1 protein-coding gene is annotated in these 643 nt (G+C 63.3%); it reads right to left on the reverse strand.

What is annotated here, in order from left to right:
* On the reverse strand, positions 1-643 hold a 643-nt coding region (locus AC0L3E_RS34595), incomplete at both ends, for a Ulp1 family isopeptidase (protein ID WP_473606909.1).

A 643-nucleotide genomic window follows, 5' to 3' on the forward strand; every position in this document is an offset into this window, starting at 1 on the left:
CAGCGCTGTGTAATGTTCGTCGTTGATGATGACGCCCCCGCTGTTCACGCGGTTGCTGCCGTCAGGTGGGCTCGGCAGCTCGTTAGGGGCCTCGCGCGTCTGGCCCAAGTGCTGGTCAAACGGCGCTGGCGCGACTTGTCGGGCTTGCTGCTCTTGGAATACGGCGTGTTGCACCTGCGACCCGGCTGCTCCCAAGGCTTCCGCGGGGATTGCGGCAAGCTCGTGCGGCAAGCGGCCCTCCCTCAGTCGGTTTTGCAGCGCCTGCCGATCGGCGACGAGCTTGTTGAGGTGCAGCGGCCGCTGCCGTTCCGGCCACTCTTGGTTCGCCAATCTCTGAACCAGCGCGCGCGTGCCGTCCACCACGAAGACGCCGCAATCAACACCGTTGTTCTGCCGGGCCATTTCGGGTGTCACCAGGGCGGTCGCGTCCAGTCTTGCTGCGAGCTCTCGTGCAGGTGCGTCATTGTATCCCCGTCCATCGCGCTGATGGATGGAGTCGTAGTGATAGGCGACCGCTCTTTCCGGGTCGCGGCGATCAACGAGCAGCAGCGACCAATGCTCGTTGTGTCCATCATTCTCCACCATAGCCATGGGATTGCCACTGTTCACTGGCAGGAACACGAAGTCGGCTGCGACGTCGTTT

It is taken from the genome of Mesorhizobium sp. WSM4822 (assembly GCF_055811155.1).